The sequence below is a fragment of the Janthinobacterium sp. 67 genome (assembly GCF_002797895.1).
Taxonomy (GTDB): domain Bacteria; phylum Pseudomonadota; class Gammaproteobacteria; order Burkholderiales; family Burkholderiaceae_D; genus Janthinobacterium.
The window spans coordinates 1,956,667-1,973,619 of the sequence record NZ_PGES01000001.1 but is presented as its reverse complement, the minus strand read 5'-3'; the positions used below and the strand labels follow the sequence as shown (position 1 = coordinate 1,973,619).

15 protein-coding genes and 1 tRNA gene are annotated in these 16,953 nt (G+C 64.2%); 9 read left to right on the top strand and 7 right to left on the bottom strand.

The features are described from left to right. Positions 1 to 48: 48 nt before the first annotated feature. From fdnG to CLU90_RS08795, 7 genes are all read left to right on the top strand, one after another. A complete protein-coding gene (gene fdnG / locus CLU90_RS08825; protein ID WP_100427711.1) occupies positions 49 to 3,120 on the top strand; it encodes a formate dehydrogenase-N subunit alpha in 3,072 nt (1,023 codons plus the stop codon). Between the two features lie 13 nt (positions 3,121 to 3,133). Then, positions 3,134 to 4,054 carry a formate dehydrogenase subunit beta gene (fdxH, locus tag CLU90_RS08820; protein ID WP_092714253.1) on the top strand — a complete coding sequence of 307 codons (921 nt, stop codon included), beginning with the start codon at positions 3,134 to 3,136 and terminating at the stop codon, positions 4,052 to 4,054. Continuing rightward, positions 4,044 to 4,715, top strand: coding sequence for a formate dehydrogenase subunit gamma (locus tag CLU90_RS08815; RefSeq protein WP_100427710.1), 672 nt, complete (start codon positions 4,044 to 4,046; stop codon positions 4,713 to 4,715). Before fdxH ends, CLU90_RS08815 begins: the two co-directional genes overlap by 11 nt. Before the next feature lie 174 nt (positions 4,716 to 4,889). After that, complete coding sequence (gene fdhE, locus CLU90_RS08810) at positions 4,890 to 5,939, top strand: formate dehydrogenase accessory protein FdhE (protein ID WP_100427709.1); 1,050 nt, start codon at positions 4,890 to 4,892, stop codon at positions 5,937 to 5,939. Beyond that, positions 5,936 to 7,345, top strand: coding sequence for an L-seryl-tRNA(Sec) selenium transferase (gene selA / locus CLU90_RS08805; protein WP_092714259.1), 1,410 nt, complete (start codon positions 5,936 to 5,938; stop codon positions 7,343 to 7,345). The genes fdhE and selA overlap by 4 nt, the downstream gene beginning before the upstream one ends. Continuing rightward, on the top strand, positions 7,342 to 9,297 hold the full coding sequence (gene selB / locus CLU90_RS08800) for a selenocysteine-specific translation elongation factor (RefSeq protein ID WP_092714261.1): 1,956 nt from the start codon (positions 7,342 to 7,344) through the stop codon (positions 9,295 to 9,297). The genes selA and selB overlap by 4 nt, the downstream gene beginning before the upstream one ends. Positions 9,298 to 9,309: 12 nt before the next feature. After that, positions 9,310 to 9,405, top strand: a tRNA-Sec gene (locus CLU90_RS08795). An 88-nt stretch (positions 9,406 to 9,493) separates the two neighbouring features. On the opposite strand, the gene CLU90_RS08790 is transcribed toward CLU90_RS08795, so the two are convergent. After that, positions 9,494 to 10,762 carry a cation:dicarboxylate symporter family transporter gene (locus CLU90_RS08790; RefSeq protein ID WP_092714263.1) on the bottom strand — a complete coding sequence of 423 codons (1,269 nt, stop codon included), beginning with the start codon at positions 10,760 to 10,762 and terminating at the stop codon, positions 9,494 to 9,496. 59 nt (positions 10,763 to 10,821) lie between these two features. Next, a complete protein-coding gene (locus tag CLU90_RS08785) occupies positions 10,822 to 11,247 on the bottom strand; it encodes a VOC family protein (RefSeq protein ID WP_092714265.1) in 426 nt (141 codons plus the stop codon). A 144-nt stretch (positions 11,248 to 11,391) separates the two neighbouring features. On the opposite strand from CLU90_RS08785, the gene CLU90_RS08780 reads away from it, so the two are divergent. Both CLU90_RS08780 and CLU90_RS08775 read left to right on the top strand, forming a co-directional pair. Further along, complete coding sequence (locus CLU90_RS08780; protein WP_092714267.1) at positions 11,392 to 12,270, top strand: LysR family transcriptional regulator; 879 nt, start codon at positions 11,392 to 11,394, stop codon at positions 12,268 to 12,270. Positions 12,271 to 12,459: 189 nt separating this feature from the next. Next, complete coding sequence (locus tag CLU90_RS08775) at positions 12,460 to 13,173, top strand: substrate-binding periplasmic protein (RefSeq protein WP_232731138.1); 714 nt, start codon at positions 12,460 to 12,462, stop codon at positions 13,171 to 13,173. 14 nt (positions 13,174 to 13,187) lie between these two features. Here CLU90_RS08775 and CLU90_RS08770 read toward each other — a convergent pair whose 3' ends face one another. The 5 genes from CLU90_RS08770 to CLU90_RS08750 all read right to left on the bottom strand — a co-directional run bounded on the left by CLU90_RS08770 (position 13,188) and on the right by CLU90_RS08750 (position 16,953). Next, entirely contained in the window at positions 13,188 to 13,928 is a 741-nt protein-coding gene (locus CLU90_RS08770) for a GGDEF domain-containing protein (protein WP_092714270.1), read from the bottom strand. 3 nt (positions 13,929 to 13,931) lie between these two features. Further along, positions 13,932 to 14,330, bottom strand: coding sequence for a DUF1987 domain-containing protein (locus CLU90_RS08765; RefSeq protein ID WP_092714272.1), 399 nt, complete (start codon positions 14,328 to 14,330; stop codon positions 13,932 to 13,934). Positions 14,331 to 14,352: 22 nt separating this feature from the next. Further along, positions 14,353 to 14,910 (bottom strand): SiaB family protein kinase, encoded by a 558-nt coding sequence (locus CLU90_RS08760; RefSeq protein WP_034756676.1) that lies wholly within the window; start codon positions 14,908 to 14,910, stop codon positions 14,353 to 14,355. Between the two features lie 65 nt (positions 14,911 to 14,975). Further along, positions 14,976 to 16,130, bottom strand: coding sequence for a SpoIIE family protein phosphatase (locus tag CLU90_RS08755; protein WP_232731372.1), 1,155 nt, complete (start codon positions 16,128 to 16,130; stop codon positions 14,976 to 14,978). Between the two features lie 232 nt (positions 16,131 to 16,362). Beyond that, positions 16,363 to 16,953, bottom strand: a complete 591-nt coding sequence (locus tag CLU90_RS08750) for an NAD(P)H-dependent oxidoreductase (RefSeq protein ID WP_092714277.1) — start codon at positions 16,951 to 16,953, stop codon at positions 16,363 to 16,365.

Below are 16,953 nucleotides of genomic sequence, written 5' to 3'. Positions count from 1 at the left end.
CCACGACGCCGTATGACTTTTTATTTACTCACATCATAGAGGTCTGATATGGTTCAGATATCCAGGCGCCAGTTCCTTCGGGTAACTGGCGCCACGATTGCTGGCTCCAGCCTCGCCTTGCTCGGTTTCGCACCGGGGCAGGCGTTGGCTGAGGTCAGGCAATACAAGCTGGCTCGCACGACCGAGACCCGCAATACCTGTCCTTACTGTTCCGTTGGCTGCGGCGTTCTGCTGTATGGACTGGGCGATGGCGCGAAAAATGCCGTCTCCAGCATCATCCACGTGGAAGGCGACGCCGATCACCCGGTGAACCGCGGCACCCTGTGCCCGAAAGGCGCCAGCCTGGTCGACTTCATCCACAGCCCGAACCGCCTGAAAGTGCCCGAATACCGCGCACCGGGCGGCACGGAATGGCAACCGATCTCCTGGGATGCGGCGCTCGACAAGATCGCGCGCCTGATGAAGGATGACCGTGACGCCAACCTGATCGAAAAGAATGCCGACGGCAAGACCGTCAACCGCTGGCTCTCCACCGGCATGCTTGCCGCGTCCGCCGGCAGCAACGAGGTGGGGTATCTGACCCACAAGACAGTGCGCAGCATGGGGATGCTGACCTTTGATAATCAGGCGCGTGTATGACACGGACCGACGGTGGCAGGTCTTGCCCCGACGTTTGGCCGTGGCGCGATGACGAATCATTGGGTCGATATCAAGAATGCCGACGTGATCCTGGTCATGGGCGGCAATGCAGCAGAAGCACATCCTTGCGGATTCAAATGGGTAACGGAAGCGAAGGCGCATAACAAGGCCAAGCTGATCGTTGTCGATCCGCGTTTTACCCGTACCGCATCCGTGGCAGATTACTACTGCGCCACGCGTACCGGCACGGACATCGTCTTCCTCGGCGCGATCATCAATTATCTGCTGACGAACGACAAGATCCAGCATGAGTACGTGCGCAACTACACGGACATGCCCTTCATCGTGCGCGAGGACTATGCGTTCGAGGACGGCCTGTTCTCGGGTTTCGACAAGGAAAAAGGCAAGTACACCGACAAGGCCACCTGGGATTACGAGATCGGCGAAGACGGCTATGCCAAGGTCGATCCGACCCTGGAGCACCCGCGCTGCGTCTACCAGATGATGAAGAAGCACTACTCGCGCTACACGACCGAGATGGTCGAACGTACGTGCGGCGTGTCGGCCGACAAGTTCCACAAGGTGGCGGAAGCCCTGGCTTCGACCGCCGTGCCGGGACGCGCCGGTACCATCCTGTACGCGCTGGGCTGGACGCACCACTCGACCGGTGCGCAAACCATCCGCACGGGCGCCATGGTGCAGCTGTTGCTGGGCAATATGGGCATCGCCGGCGGCGGCATGAACGCCTTGCGCGGCCACTCGAACATCCAGGGCTTGACCGACCTGGGCCTGATGTCGAACTTGTTGCCAGGTTACATGACCTTGCCGAACGAGGGCGAGCAGGACTTCGATGGCTATATCGCCGCGCGCGCCACCAAGCCGCTGCGGCCGAACCAGCTCAGCTACTGGAGCAATTACCGCAAATTCCACGTCAGCTTCATGAAGACGTGGTGGGGCGACTTTGCCACGGCGGACAACAACTACGCCTACGACTACCTGCCGAAACTCGACAAGCCGTATGACTTGATGCAAGCCATCGAGAACATGCATCAAGGCAAGATGACGGGCTATATCTGCCAGGGCTTCAATGTGCTGGCGTCCGCGCCGAACAAGCAGAAGGTCACGGAAGCGCTGTCGAAGCTGAAGTTCCTCGTCATCATGGACCCGCTGGCCGTGGAAACGGGCGAATTCTGGCGTCCGCATGGCGAGTTCCACGAAGTCGATCCCACCAAGATCATGACGGAAGTGTTCCGCCTGCCGACCAGCTGCTTCGCCGAAGAACGCGGCTCGCTCGTCAGTTCCTCGCGCGTCTTGCAGTGGCACTGGCAGGCGGCCGAACCGCCGGGCCAGGCGCGCAGCGACCTGGAGATCATGTCGGGCCTGTTCCTGCGCATGCGTGCCATGTACAAGAAAGAGGGCGGCAAGTTCCCCGATCCGATTCTCAACCTGACGTGGAATTATGCGCAGCCGCATAACCCGCAGCCCGAAGAAATCGCCCGCGAATTCAACGGCAAGGCGCTGGCCGACTTGTACGATCCGAAAGATCCGACCAAGCTGCTGGTGAAAAAGGGCGAGCAGCTGGCCTCGTTTGCGCAATTGCGCGACGATGGCACGACCACGAGCGGTTGCTGGATCTTCGCCGGCAGCTGGACGCAGGCGGGCAACCAGATGGGACGGCGCGACAATAGCGACCCGACCGGCATTGGCCAGACGTTGGGCTGGGCCTGGGCATGGCCGGCGAACCGCCGCGTGCTGTACAACCGCGCCTCGTGCGACTTGAAGGGCAAGGCGTTCGATCCGACCCGCAAGCTCATCGAGTGGAATGGCACGAACTGGAGCGGGGCCGACATTCCCGACTTCAAGGCCGACGAACCGCCGGAAAACGGCATGGGTCCGTTCATCATGCTGGGCGAGGGCGTGGCGCGCTTCTTTGCGCGCGGCGCCATGGCTGAAGGACCGTTCCCCGAGCATTACGAGCCGTTTGAAAATCCGCTCGGCTACAACCCCATGCATCCGAAAAACCCGACCGCGACCAGCAATCCGGCCGCGCGCGTGTTTGCCGAGGACCGCAAGCTGTTCGGCACGCATGAGGAATACCCGCATGTGGCGACCAGCTACCGTTTGACCGAGCATTTCCATTACTGGACCAAGCATGCACGTCTGAATGCCATCATCCAGCCGGAACAGTTCGTGGAAATCGGCGAGGAACTGGCGGCCAGCATCGGCGTCGTTGCCGGCGGCAAGGTACGCGTCACGTCCAAGCGCGGCCACATCATCGCCAAGGCCGTCGTCACCAAGCGCATCAAGGCCTTGAAGATCGAAGGCAAGCAGGTGCATACCGTGGGCCTGCCGCTGCACTGGGGCTTTACGGGCGTGGCCAAGCCGGGGTATCTGATTAATTCCCTGACACCGGGCGTGGGGGATGCGAATTCGCAGACACCGGAATTCAAGTCCTTCCTCGTGAAGGTGGAAAAAGCATGATGGGAGATCGATAATGGCACTGCAATCTTTGGATATCCGGCGCCTGTCCGCCACCACGGTGACGCCGCCGCAAGCGCGTAGCCCGGTGACGGGCACGGTGGCCAAGCTGATCGATGTGTCGAAATGCATCGGCTGCAAGGCTTGCCAGACGGCGTGCATGGAATGGAACGACTTGCGTGACGAAGTCGGCGAAAACCATGGCACCTACGACAATCCGACGGACCTGACGCCGCAATCGTGGACGGTGATGCGTTTTGCCGAACACGAAAGCAACGACGGCAACCTCGAGTGGCTGATCCGCAAGGATGGCTGCATGCACTGCGAGGACCCGGGCTGCCTGAAGGCCTGTCCGGCGCCGGGCGCCATCGTGCAATACACGAACGGCATCGTCGACTTCCACCAGGAAAACTGCATCGGCTGCGGCTACTGCGTGGCCGGCTGTCCTTTCGACGTGCCCCGCATTTCGAAAAAGGACGACCGCGCCTACAAGTGCACGCTCTGCTCGGACCGCGTGGCCGTGGGCCAGGAACCGGCCTGCGTGAAAACCTGCCCGACGGGCGCCATCGTCTTTGGCACCAAGGAAGACATGAAGGTCCATGCGGAAGAGCGCATCGTCGACCTGAAGTCGCGCGGTTTCGAGAATGCGGGCCTGTACGATCCGCTGGGCGTGGGCGGCACGCACGTGATGTACGTGCTGCACCATGCCGACAAGCCGAAGCTGTATTCGAACTTGCCGGAACGCCCGCGCATCAGCCCGATGGTGGGCTTCTGGAAGGGCTGGTCCAAGCCGCTGGCAGTGGCCGGCATGGCCGCCACGGCCCTGGCAGGCCTGTTCCATTACACGCGTGTCGGTCCGAACGAAGTAAGCAAGGACGAAGAGCACGAAGCGCTGGAAGAGGCCAAGCGCATCAAGGAGGAACAGCATGAATCCTAGTGAGCATCACGATGGCAAGCTGCGCGACAAGGATGGCAATCCCTTGATCGAACGCTACAACCCCAACGAGCGCACGAATCACTGGGTCACGGCCATCACCTTCGTCATGCTGGCGCTGTCCGGGCTGGCCATGTTCCATCCGTCGATGGCGTGGCTGGCGAACCTGTTCGGCGGCGGGCAATGGACGCGCATTTTGCATCCGTTCGCCGGCCTGGTGATGTTCGTCTCGTTCGCGATCCTCGTGGTGCGCTTCTGGCACCATAACAAGTTCGAGGACGGCGACAAGCAGTGGCTCAAACAGATGGACGACGTGCTCCACAACCGCGAAGAAAAGCTTCCGAAGATCGGCAAATACAATGCCGGCCAGAAGATCCTGTTTTTCGTGCTGCTGGCCAGCATGATCGGCTTGCTGCTGTCGGGCGTCGTGATCTGGCGCGCGTATTTCGCGTTCTATTTCCCGATCGACGTGGTGCGCTTTGCCGCCTTGCTGCACGCCGTGTGCGCGTTCGCCATCATCTGCGCCATCATCGTGCACATCTACGCGGCCCTGTGGGTCAAGGGCTCGATCGGCGCCATGGTGCGCGGCACCGTCACCTACGGCTGGGCGCGCAAGCACCATCCGAAGTGGTTTGAATCGGTGGTGCGTAATACGAGAAAGTAGGCAGCAGGGTAGGTCGGCTTAGCTTCGCGTAAGCCGACATGCTCCGCCGCCGGCGTTTTCGTATGCCAGGGCCAGTCCCCCAGGACTGGCCCCTTTCTTTTTATCGATTAAAATACTTTACAGCACAGCCAACTCCGCTGGCTTTGCCTTGCCTTTTTTGATGGGAAAACTCCATTGGTACAACGCATACTTCAGCCAGGCGAAATCGAAGGCCTGGACCACAACGCGATTCCGCGCCTGCTGCTGCCGCAGCCTGGCAGCCTGTTTACGGCGCGCGCCTTGCGCTTGCGCGAACTGGCGCAGGGTAACATCAAGGGCATCCCCGTCGATGCGGGCATGCAGGGCTACCTGGTGCTGATGGCCGCGCTGGCCGACGCGCAAGCGGCCGTGGTGGGAAAACTGGCGCCCGGCGCCGTGCCTGCCGCCGACCCTGACGCGCTGCGCCGCGCCATCCAGCACCGCATGCCGGTGCTGCCCGTCAGCGGCGCCCGTCCACCCGTCTGGCGCGACATTTTCGCCAGCCTGCTCGATGAACTGGCCGCCACGGCCGCAAGCCAGCCGGCCTTGTCCGGCGGCCTGACCCAGGTGCTGGCCCAGCTGCGCGCGCTCGACGTGGACGCGCTGGACGCCTGCGCCGATGCCGTGCTCGATGAAAACGGCGACAACCTCAATCCCATGCATGCGCCATTCGTCGCGGCCGCCCTGCAAATTCTGTGGTCGGTGTCGGCCAGCGAACTGCGCGCCGCGCGCGTGCCGGACCTGGAAACGGGCACCCTGTGCCCCGTCTGCGGTTCGCACCCCGTTGCCAGCGTGATCCGCATCGGCGGCCAGTCGCAGGGATACCGCTACCTGCACTGCGGCATTTGCGAAAGCGAATGGCATATGGTGCGCGTGAAGTGCTCGACCTGCGAACAGAATGGCAAGATCGCTTACCAGGGCCTGGACGCGGCCGACGCAAAACCGTTCGACCCCGTGACGGCGAAGGACGACAAGCTGCCCAACAAGGCCAACGATCCGAAGAAGGTGGCGCGCGCGGAAACCTGCGACGACTGCCATACGTATCGCAAAGTCTTCAACCAGGAGCACGATTACAACGTCGAGCCCCTGGCCGACGACCTGGCCAGCCTGATGCTCGACCTGCTGGTGGGCGAAGCGGGCTACCAGCGCGCCAGCGGCAATCCGCTGCTGTGGCTGGGTAAAAGCAGCGAAGGCCAGCCGTCATGACGACGGGGCAAACCGTGCGCCTGCCGTCGGTCGACCGCATCCTGGGCGACGCGGCTTGCCTGGACCTGATTGCGCATTACGGCCGCGTGCAGACCCTGGCCTGCGCGCGCGCCGTGCTGGCCGAACTGCGCACGGCCATGCTGGCCGGCGCAGTGTGCGAAGAGGGCGCATCGATCGCCGTCATCGTCGCGCAAATGGACGAACGGCTGCAAGCGCAAGCGCGCACGCAGCTGCGCGCCGTCTTCAACCTGACGGGCACCGTGCTGCACACGAACCTGGGCCGCGCGCTGCTGCCCGATACGGCCGTGCAAGCCGTGGTGGAAGCGCTGCAGTGGCCGATGAACCTGGAATTCGACCTGGAAACGGGCAAGCGCGGCGACCGCGACGACCTGGTCGAGGAACTGCTGCGCGAACTGACGGGCGCCGAAGCGGCCACCATCGTCAACAACAACGCGGCCGCCGTGCTGCTGATGCTCAATACCCTGGCGCAAAATAAAGAGGTCGTCGTCTCGCGCGGCGAACTGGTGGAAATCGGCGGCGCCTTCCGCATCCCCGACGTCATGACGCGCGCGGGCGCCGTGCTGCGTGAAGTGGGCAGCACCAACCGCACGCACCTGGCCGATTACGCGCATGGCGTGAACGAGAACACGGCCCTCTTGATGAAGGTCCATTGCAGCAATTACGCGATCACGGGTTTTACGAAAAGCGTGGAGCTCGACGAACTGGTGCCGCTGGCATCCAGGCACGGCGTGCCGACGGCCGTGGACCTGGGCAGCGGCACCCTGGTTGATCTGGCGCAGTATGGCTTGCCGCATGAAACGACGGTGCGCGAAACCATCGAGGCGGGCGCCGACCTGGTGACGTTCAGCGGCGACAAACTGCTGGGCGGCCCGCAATGCGGCGTCATCGTGGGGCGGGCCGACCTGATCGCGAAGATCAAGCGCAATCCATTGAAACGCGCACTGCGGGTCGGCAAGCTGACCCTGGCCGCACTGGCTCCCGTGCTGCAGCTGTACCGCGCGCCGGACTTGCTGGCCGAACGCCTGACCACCCTGCGTTTGCTGACGCGTCCCGCTTGCGCCATGCGCGCGCAGGCGCAAACCCTGCTGCCGCTGCTGCAAGGCGCGCTGGGCAAACAGTACGTGGTGACGGCCGAATCCATGAAAAGCCAGATCGGCAGCGGCGCCTTGCCCGTCGACCAGCTGCCCAGCTTTGGCCTGGCCATCCGCAGCACCGCCGGCTCGCGCCTGAGCAATCCCCTGGGCGTGCTGGAACAGCGCTTGCGCGCCTTGCCATGCCCCGTGATCGGGCGCATCGGGCAAGACACCTTGTGGCTCGATTTGCGCTGCCTGGAAGCGGCGCACGAGGCGCCCTTCGTCGCGCAGCTTGCCGAGTTGTCCGCATGATCGTCGGCACGGCAGGCCATATCGACCATGGCAAGACGACCCTGACGCGCGCATTGACGGGCGTGCACACGGACCGCCTGAAGGAGGAGCAGGCGCGCGGCATTTCGATCGAACTCGGTTACGCCTATCTGCCGCTGGCGGACGGCACGGTGCTGGGCGTGATCGACGTGCCGGGCCACGAAAAATTCATCCGCACCATGGCGTCCGGCGTGACGGGCATCGACTTCGCCCTGCTCGTGGTGGCGGCCGACGACGGCATCATGCCGCAGACGCACGAGCACCTGGCCATCTTGCAGCTGCTCGGTGTGACGCGCGGCGCCGTGGCGCTGACCAAGATCGACCGCGCCGACGGCGTGCGCGTGGCGCAGGTGGGGCTTGAGATCGAGGCGCTGCTGGCCGGTACGCCGCTGGCGGGCAGTCTCGTCTTCCTCACGGCCGCCCATCGTGACAACGATCCCGGCGTGGCCGCCTTGCTGGCGCACCTGGCGCAAGTGGCGCGCAGCCTGCCGCCACGCGACGAGCGGCGCTTGTTCCGCCTCGGCGTGGACCGCGTGTTTACCTTGTCGGGGCAGGGCACCATCGTCACCGGCACGGCGCTGGCGGGACGCGCCCAGGTGGGCGACATGCTGCAACTGGCGCCCGGCGGCGCGCCGGCGCGCGTGCGCAGCATTCATGCGCAGAACCGCGCGGCCGAAACGGGCATGGCGGGCCAGCGCCTGGCGCTGAACCTGGCCGGCATCGACCGCGAGCGCATCGAGCGGGGCAACTGGCTCGTCGCGCCCGAACTGGCGCAGTGTTCCGAGCGCCTCGACGTGGAACTGACCTTGCTGCCCGACGCCGGCGTGCAGCTGAAAGCCTGGTCGCCGCTGCACGTGCACCTGGGCGCGGCGCACCAGCTGGCGCGCGCCGTCATGCTCGATGGCGAGACGCTCTCGCCGGGGCAGACGGGCAGAGTACAGCTGGTGTTCGACGCCCCCATGCACGGCGTGCCGGGCGACCGCTTCGTCGTGCGCAATGCGCAAGCGACGCAGACGGTGGGCGGCGGCATGGTGCTCGACCCGTTCGGTCCCGCGCGCAAGCGCCGCAGCCCGGCCAGGCTGGCGTGGCTGGCCGCGCTGGCCGCGTTTGTCGCGCACGGCGACTATGCCGCCCTGCTGGCGCAAAGCCCGCTGGGGCTGCGCGAGTCGCTGCTCGTGCGCCTGTCCCTGCTGCCGGCGGCGGCCATCGCGCTGCCGCCCGACACGCGGCGCATCGCCCTGCGCGGCGACGACGCCTTGCTGCTGGCGCCGCCCGCGCAGGCAGCGCTGGAACAGCGCGTGCTGGCCGCACTGGAAGTCTTCCACGCGCGCGCCCCCGACGAGGCGGGGCCGGAATTGTGGCGGCTCAAACGCATCGTCGACGCGGAGATGGAAGACGCCTTGTGGAGCCATCTGGTCGCAGGCTTGCTGGCGCAAGGCGAGATCCTCGCGCGCGGCGCTAGCCTGCACTTGCCGACGCACAGCGTGGAACTCACGCCGCAGGAACAGGCGGTGGCCGACCCCTTGCTGGCCGCGCTGGAGCAGGGGCGAGCCGATCCGCCGTGGACGCGCGACCTGGCGCGCGAATTCGGCCTGGCCGAGGACGAGACGCGCAGGCTCTTGCGCAAACTTGCCAAGGCAGGCCAGATCAGCCAGGTGGTGCACGACCTGTTCTATCATCAGGCGGCGCTGGCCGAGCTGGCGCAACTGGTGCGCACCCTGACCGAAAAAGCGGAGACGGACGACGGCCTGGCGCCCGGTTCCGGCGCCGTCGGCGCGGCCACCTTCCGCGACGCCAGCGGCCTGGGCCGCAAGCGGGCGATCCAGGTTCTGGAATTCTTCGACCGCGTCGGTTATACTCGCCGTGTTGGCAATGGGCATCTATTACGCCCGCAAGCGCTGTGGTCCGGCACCGCGGCCTTGCCCAACAGCTAGCTCAGGCACCGCGGAAAGCACACTCATCCGGTGATGTGGCCGGGCTTCAAACCCGGTGGAGGGCGTCAGACGTTCTCCCGTAGGTTCGACTCCTACTGTTTTCCGCCAGTTATTTTCTTCCCATTCGTCGCATATCCAGTATCCAGCGCCATCCCGGGCGGTCGCGCAGGCGGCGCTGGCGTCCGCTTCGCTTGTTCTATTTGGCAGGGCAGGTGCGAGCCTGTACCGGCAAGTGCGGCGGCTGAAGCAAAGCCTCTTTTTCCCAGCGCGCGATGACCAGCGGCGCGACGGCGTTGCCGAGCACGTTGAGGGTCGTCGTGCCGCTGTCGATGATCCGGAAAATGCCGGCGATCAGGGCCACGCCTTCCAGCGGCAGTCCGGCCGAGGCAAGCGTGGCGGAAAGGATGATGATGGCAAAGCCCGGCACGCCGGCCGCGCCTTTCGACGTCAGCACCATGGTGATCACCAGCATGGCCTGTTGCGCCACCGTGAGGTCGACGCCGTACAACTGCGCGATGAAGATGGTCGCCACGCCGAGGAAAATGGCTGCTCCATCCAGGTTGAAGGCGTAGCCGACAGGGACGACGAAGCTGACGATGCGGCGCGGTACGCCATAGGCTTCCAGCTTTTCCATCAACTGCGGCATGACGGCAGCCGATGCCGCGCTTGAAAAGGCCAGCAGCAATTCATCCTTGAAATAGCGTATCAGCCTGAAGATGTTTTCGCCGATCAGGTAGCAGATGCCGCCGAGCACCAGCAGCGCAAACAGCAGCAGCGCCAGGTACACCACGCCGATCAGCTTTAACAGCGGCAGCAGCGAAGCGAAGCCGAAACTGCAGACGGTCGCGCCTATCATGCCGAACACGCCTATCGGCGCATAGGCCATCACGATGCGCACCACCTTGAACATGGTATCGAGCATGCCTTGCAGGACTGCCAGGACCGGCGCGCTCCTTGCCTGGGGCAGGGAATTGAGGGACAGGCCGAACAGCACGGCAAAGAATAGTATCGACAGCAATTTCCCTTCCGACAGGGCCACGAAAATATTTTCCGGGACAATGTTCTGCACGATGAGCAGCGCGCCTTTGGGCGGCTCCATCCTGACGGCGGTGGCGCCATGGACCATGCCCGAAATATCGGTCCCCGTGCCGGGCTGGAATAAATTGGCCAGCAACAAGCCGACGACGATGGCCACGCTCGTGATGGCGAAAAAATAGGCGATCGATTTGAGCCCCATGCGGCCGAACGATTTGTTGTCGCCGCCGGCGATGCCCAGCACCATGCAGCAAAATACCAGCGGCACCACGACCATCTTCATCATCCTGATGAAAATATCGCCCAGGGGCTTGAGCACTTGCGTGCTTGCCCATTCCTGGTGCAGGGGATGCGTGTTGAAATACCACCCGACCAGTACGCCAAGACCCAAGCCCATGGCGATTTGTGCAACCAAAGAAATCCGTTTCATGCCTGTCCCCATTTTATTGTATGGCAATTGGACACGGGCCGAGACCCGTGCCGCCGGTATCACTTGGCGAACAGCTGATCGATGTTCTGGAAGGCCTTGAATTCCAGGGCGTTGCCGCACGGATCAAACAGGAACATGGTGGCCTGCTCGCCCACCTGGCCCTTGAAGCGGATGTAAGGCTCGATGGCGAACTTCGTGCCGAAGGTTTTCAGGCGCGCGGCCAATGCCTCCCATTCGTTCCAGCCGAGCACGACGCCGAAGTGCGGCACCGGCACATCATGCCCGTCGACGGGATTCGAATGCACGTGTTCCTGGGAGGCCGTCTTCGGGTGTTCATGGATGACCAGTTGATGGCCGAAGAAGTTGTAGTCCACCCATTGCACGCTTGATCGGCCCTCTTCAAGACCAAAAATGTCGCCGTAAAAGCGGCGTGCGGCCGGCAAGTCGTAGACGGGAATGGCGAGGTGAAAGGGGGAAAGGTTCATGTGGAAGTCTCCTGTTGGTGTGTGATGGATGCCGCCGTTCAGCAATGTGCGAGGAAGTCCATGCCGCGGCTCAAGTATTGTAGAATCTCGCAATGGAAAAAATAATCAATATATTTTTTCCATAAACACAAACAGGATTGATGAATGATACGAGAACTCAAAACCCTGGTCTCGGTCGCGCGCGAGGGCACGTTTGCGGCAGCCGGCGACAAGATCGGCCTGACGCAAGCGGCGGTCAGCGCGCAGATGCAGCGCCTGCAGGCTGAACTGGGCTTGTCGCTGTTCGACCGCGCGGGGCGCTCGGCCCGGCTCAACAAGATGGGACAGCAGATACTGGAGCAATCCCAGGAGTTGCTGCGCCTGTACGACAACCTGGGCTCCGCCAGCGCCGGCGCGCCCGCCGCCAAAGTGACCATAGGCGCCATCGCCTCGGTACAGCGCTCCTTCCTGCCGGATGCCCTGGCCACCCTGCACCAGCGCTTGCCCGATTGCCGCACGCGCGTTTTGCCCGGCTTGTCCATGGAGCTGCTGAACATGGTCGATGCCGGTGAAATCGACATGGCGCTCATCATTCGCCCGCCTTTCGCACTGCAGAGCGATTTGCGCTGGACCACGCTGGCGCGCGAACCGTTCCGTTTGATCGTGCCACGGGACGTGCCCGGCGACGACTGGGTGGAGTTGCTGTCGCAGCAGCCTTTCGTCCGCTATGACCGCGCCTCGTTCGGCGGGCGCCAGGTCGACCGCTTCCTGCGGAAAATGCATTTGCCCTTGCGCGAAGTGTGCGAAGTCGACGAACTCGATGCGATCGTCAAGCTGGTGGCCAATCGCGTCGGCGTCGCCTTGCTGCCGCAGACTGCCGCCCACCGGCGATGGCCGGCGGCAGTACGCGTTGTCGACCTGGGGCCGCACACCTTCCATCGCGATATCGGCCTGGTACGCCGCTCCCAGGCAAGCCTGAGCGCTCCCGCGCGCATGCTGGCGGAGCTGGTGGCAAAACATGTCCACGGGACCACCGCCGACTGAAGCCGGGAGGAGGCAGGTCAGGTAGCGGCTTGTTCCTGGCGACAGGTCGTTTCGACACCAATCCGCAACACACTCGATGAGAATCCCGTGCTTTTGATACGAATGACGGGGCGATTCCAGTTTCTATTCCGGCATAACTGCGGGCCGGTGGTAACATCGGCTGGAATCCTGTGGCAGAAGAAAGCAAGCATGAAACAAGCAAGCATGGCGCGGCTGCTGGCAGTGGCGCTGCTGATGCCGGCGCTGGCCGCGGCGGCCGACGTGCGCATCGTCGGCGAGCATTTGCCGCCCTCGAGCATGATGGAAGGCAATGTCGTCGTGGGACGCGAAACGCTCAAGGTGCGCGACATCATGGCGCGCGCCGGTGTTTCCTACAGCATCGAGCTGCTGCCGTGGAAGCGCGCGTATGCGCAGGCGCTGCGCGAGCCCGACACCTGCATCTATTCCACCAGCCGCACGCAGGAGCGCGAAGCGCAATTTCGCTGGATCGGCCCCCTCAACGAAGCGGAATGGATACTCTACGGCCTGGCCGAGCGACACCTCACACTACACACGCTGGCCGATGCACGCGGCCTGGTGATCGGCACGGTGCTCGGCGACGCGCGCGACGACTACCTGCGCCAGCGCGGCATGACCGTGGCGCCCGTGACGCAGGAGTGGCTCAATCCGCAAAAGCTGCTGCTGGGGCGCATCGACCTGTGGGCCGTGGGCATGGCCGTGGGCAGCAAGCCATTTGTGGGCAAGGAATGGGCGGGCAAGGTGGTGCCGCTGCTGACTTTCAACCGCGTGCAGACCTACCTGGCCTGCAACAAGCAACTGCCCGAGGCGCAGGTGGCGGCCATGCAGCGGGCGGCGGCGGCCATGCGCCGCGACGGCAGCATGGCGCGCGAACAGCTGCGCTGATTCAGTGCGCTGATTCAGCTTTCCAGCCACTGGCGCACGCAGTTGCGTCCTTCGCGCTTGGCCTGGTACAGGGCCTGGTCCGCGTGGCTGTAGGCCGTCTCGAAAGGGGTGCCGGCGCGGTTCCAGCTCAGGCCCACGCTGACGGTGATGGCGCGCGTGATGGGCGCCGCATGGCGCTGGCGCCCGACGGTGTCGCAGATGCGCTGCGCCACTTGCGCCGCGTCGTCGCGCGAGGAGGTGGGCCAGACGACGGAAAACTCTTCGCCGCCGACCCGGCCGATGGCCGTCTCCTGTCCCAGCAACCCTTTCAGACAGTCAACCACGGCCTGGATCACGCCGTCGCCGGCCGGGTGGCCGAAGTCGTCGTTGACCTGCTTGAACAGGTCGATATCGAGCACGATCAGCGCCATGTCGCCCTGCGCCAGGCAGCGCGACGCGTGGTCGATCACGGCGCCACGGTTCAGGGCGCCCGTCAGCGGATCGTGCGTGGCGCGGTATTCGAGCTGGCCGGCCAGGGTTTGCAATTGGCGGTTCAGCAGATGCATGTCGCGCTCGGCGCGGTCGCTGCGGCCGATCAGGCGCCGCGTCTCGCGCATCAGCCGTTCGTAGTGGATGATCAGCTCACCGAGCACGCGCCGCTGTTCCGCGCCCGAGGCGTTGGCGTCGGCGTGCATGCGGCGGGCGGCGGCCAGCGCCGCCGCTTCCACGGTGAACAGGTCGGGCTCCAGGCCGGACTCGGAGAGGGCGGCGCGCATGCCCTAGCTGCCTTGCACGGGATGGTCGTGGAAGTCCAGCGCCGTGAAATCCTGCTGCAGTTCCTCGCCGAATTCCAGGATGGTGTCGTCGTCCTCGTCGTGGTACCAGTTCAGGCGCACATGGTTGCCATCGATGGCTGCCTGGTTCAGGGTGTCGAACAGGGTAAACAGCATCTTCGTGCTCGAGCTGTTGAAGTAGGCCAGCGAGACGTTGACGGTGATGGCCGCTTCGCGGCAGCCTTCCAGGTAGGCGCGCACGGAGGCGATCAGCGGGCCATAGAAGGCGGCCGCGTTTTCCGGATACGACTCGCCCTTGATCGACAGGGTGTGCTGCTCGAAACGGAAGTCGATTTCGGGCGAACTCGGGGTCGCGGCGATGAACAGTGGTGACGGTAATTGCATATGCTTTCCTGAGTCGGCTCTTTCAAATGATGGCTTTGATGCAGAAGATGGTGTGGCCCGGTTCCTGGGGATCCTGGACGAATTCGAATTCCAGCGGCTCGCTGGCGTCGCGCGCCATGGTGAGAAAACCCAGGCCCGCGCCCTTGCTGTCGGCCGGCGCTTCCTCGCGCAGGGCCTTTTTATAGGCCAGGCGGATTTCCTCCATCGTCATGGTGTGCAGCGGCTCCAGGCGGGCGCGGATCTGCGCCACGTTGTCCGTCGAGACGGGGTTGGCGCACAGCAGAAAAAAGCTGTCGCCGCGCGTGCCGATGCAAAACGAGCCGCGCCGCATCTGCTGGTCCAGCTGCGCGTCGGGCGTCAGGCTGTCGGCGGAATAGTGCATGATGTTTTGCGACATCTCGATGAACGAGGAAAAGATGCGCCGCCGCGTGGGCCCGGCCGCGCCGGCCGTATCGAGGCGCGCCTTGATGGTTTCGGAAATGGCGTTCACCACGTGCTGCGAGAAATAGCCCACGTAAAAAAAGATGATGTTGCGCTTGCGCGCCACATCCCAAAACTCGTTGAATTCTTCGTACAGCACGTCCGTGCTCCTGGCTAGCCGGTGACCCGGTGTCTTGTTGATAAGGTGGCTCGATGGGGCCAAAACTACAGGCGGAAACAGAAAAAGGTCAGGTCGTCGCGGCGCGGCTGCGCTCCCTGCCACGCGGCACTGTCCTGCAGCAGCGCCGCCGCCACCGCGCCGGCGGGAGCGTCGCGCCGCGCCAGCAGCTGCTCGCGCATGCGCCGCTTGCCGTAGGCGATGTCGCGCGCGCCGCCGATCTGGTCGAGCAAGCCGTCGGTGGTGAGGAACAGCAGGCTGCCGGGGGGTATGGCCAGCGTCTCGTTGTGCCAGCAGTAGCCGGCCGGCGTGTCGACATAGCCCACGCCCATGCGCGCGCCGTCGATGGCGCGCACGGCCTCTTCACCCGGCGCCACCACGTGCAGCGCCAGTTTCGCCCCCGCGAAACGCAGGCTGGCGCTGGCCGTGTCGTAGCACAAAAAGGCGCAATCCATGCCGTCGTTCGAGCCCGCGTGGCCGGCGGCTTCGCCGCCGCCCGCATCCTGGCCCAGCAGGGTCTTGATGGCGCGGCTGGCGGCGCCGATCAGGGCCGCCGGATCATGCGGCCCCAGTTCGCGCAGTGCCTGGCTCAGGGCCGACGAGGCGATCAGGGTCATGAAGGCGCCCGGCACGCCGTGGCCCGTGCAGTCGGCGATGGCGGCGAACCAGCCGCCCGCATGGCGTTCGAAAAAGTAGAAGTCGCCGCCGACGACGTCGCGCGGCTGCCATTCCAGATGCGCGTCGGGCAGGGTGGCGCGCAGTTCCGCATCGGAGGTGCGCAGCCGGGCGCGCTGGATCACGCTGGCGTAATCGATGCTGTGCATGATCTGCCGGTTCTTTTCCGCCTGCATGGTGGCCACCACGTTCATCAGCTGCAAGCCGAAACCCACGCCAGCCAGCGCGCCATCCTCGGTGATGATGAAACCGTCGGCCAGCGCCTTCTCGCCCGCTTCGACGGCGCGGAAGGTGAGGTCTTCGATGCTCATGGCGCCATCGACGATCAGCGGCTCCTTGTCCATGAAGGCGATGCAGCTCTTCTTGCCATACACCTCGTGATAGAAGGGCTTGGACATCTGCGACATGAAGATGTTACGGCTGATCAAGCCGATGGGTTTGTGCTGCTCCGTGACGGGCAGGCTCATCATATCGCGCCGTTCCGTGAACAGTTCCAGCACGGCGAAATTGCTGGCGTCGGCCTGCACGGATTCCGTGGGAATGCACAGGTCGGCTGCCACGGACGTGCGAAAACGGGGAAGATGCAATCGAGAAGCGTTGAACTCCACAGCGGCTACCTTTAGATGACGATCGGACCCTTGTTGTCGCGAGAGCAAGGCGACTGACAAACAGGCAATATCATCATGGTAGCCTTTGAATATGACGGCTTGATTACGAGCTTGTCAAAACCGTATGCAAGATGGCTGCATGGCAAGCAAGTTACAGGCGCCGGGCCAGCGCCTGCGCCTGTTCCAGCCAGCGCGCGCGCTGCGCTTCGGTGGAATCGATCATGGGGCCGAAACTGGCCACCCTGACGGGCTTGACGCCGCAAAATTCCAGCGTCGTCTTGCGCAGCTGGTGGATGCCGGGCATGTGGTAGACCCAGCGGAAATACCAGGGCGGCGTATCCATCGCCACCAGCAGCTGGGCCGTGCGGCCCTTCAGCAGCTGTGCCGGGAAGGCCTTGCCCGGGCGATACTTGAAGGCAAAGCCCGGCAGGAAGACGCGGTCGACGAAGCCTTTCAGCAGGGCCGGCGCGCCGCCCCACCAGATCGGGTAGGCGAACACCAGGTGTTCGGCCCAGTTGATGGCTTCCTGCGCCGCCAGCAAGTCCGCTTCCAGCGGCTGCACCTGGCGGTAGCCCTCGTGCAGGTTCTGGTCGAAGTCCAGCTGGCCCAGGCGCAGTTCGCGCACGGTGTGGCCTGCGTTGCGGGCCGTGGCGGCGTAGGCCTCGGCCAGGGCGGCGCAAAAGCTGTCGCTGGACGGGTGGCCGAGGAGTATCAAAATGCGCTTGGGTGTCGTCTTGGTCAT

Excerpts from the sequence above, each read along its gene's own strand:
- CLU90_RS08750 (WP_092714277.1), bottom strand. The coding sequence starts at position 16,953 with ATGACCAAGACGACACCCAAGCGCATTTTGATACTCCTCGGCCACCCG.
- selB (WP_092714261.1), top strand. The coding sequence starts at position 7,342 with ATGATCGTCGGCACGGCAGGCCATATCGACCATGGCAAGACGACCCTG.
- selA (WP_092714259.1), top strand. The coding sequence starts at position 5,936 with ATGACGACGGGGCAAACCGTGCGCCTGCCGTCGGTCGACCGCATCCTG.
- CLU90_RS08790 (WP_092714263.1), bottom strand. The coding sequence starts at position 10,762 with ATGAAACGGATTTCTTTGGTTGCACAAATCGCCATGGGCTTGGGTCTT.
- fdxH (WP_092714253.1), top strand. The coding sequence starts at position 3,134 with ATGGCACTGCAATCTTTGGATATCCGGCGCCTGTCCGCCACCACGGTG.
- CLU90_RS08785 (WP_092714265.1), bottom strand. The coding sequence starts at position 11,247 with ATGAACCTTTCCCCCTTTCACCTCGCCATTCCCGTCTACGACTTGCCG.
- CLU90_RS08815 (WP_100427710.1), top strand. The coding sequence starts at position 4,044 with ATGAATCCTAGTGAGCATCACGATGGCAAGCTGCGCGACAAGGATGGC.
- CLU90_RS08775 (WP_232731138.1), top strand. The coding sequence starts at position 12,460 with ATGAAACAAGCAAGCATGGCGCGGCTGCTGGCAGTGGCGCTGCTGATG.
- CLU90_RS08780 (WP_092714267.1), top strand. The coding sequence starts at position 11,392 with ATGATACGAGAACTCAAAACCCTGGTCTCGGTCGCGCGCGAGGGCACG.
- CLU90_RS08765 (WP_092714272.1), bottom strand. The coding sequence starts at position 14,330 with ATGCAATTACCGTCACCACTGTTCATCGCCGCGACCCCGAGTTCGCCC.
- CLU90_RS08770 (WP_092714270.1), bottom strand. The coding sequence starts at position 13,928 with ATGCGCGCCGCCCTCTCCGAGTCCGGCCTGGAGCCCGACCTGTTCACC.